Below are 279 nucleotides of genomic sequence, written 5' to 3'. Positions count from 1 at the left end.
AAAACAAACCGTAGAAAAAAAAGTGCAAAAAAAACTACCAGGAATCCCCCAAGGGCCGCTGCCTCGGTGGGGGCCGCCCAGCCGAGCATAATGGAGCCCAGCACGGCGAAGATCATGAGGAGGGGCGGCACCAGCGCGTGCAGGGTGATCTTGAGTTTCAGTCCGAAGGGAGGGTCGTCCGGCGCTGGCGGGATGCGGGGACCGAAGTCCGGTCGCACCAGGCAGAGGACGAGGATGAACAACAGGTACAGGCCGGCCATGATGAGCCCAGGAAAGATC

The 279-nt window shown here is 60.6% G+C and carries 1 protein-coding gene; it reads right to left on the bottom strand.

The genetic code is table 11. From position 1 onward, the window contains the following. On the bottom strand, positions 1 to 279 hold a 279-nt coding region (locus ACTFO6_RS18660; protein ID WP_439935860.1), incomplete at both ends, for a TRAP transporter large permease subunit.

Origin of the sequence: Pelomicrobium sp. G1 (assembly GCF_051905455.1) — a bacterium.
GTDB lineage: Bacteria > Pseudomonadota > Gammaproteobacteria > Burkholderiales > UBA6910 > Pelomicrobium.
Note: the sequence above shows the minus strand (reverse complement) of the source record. Positions and strands in the feature narration are given on the sequence as shown.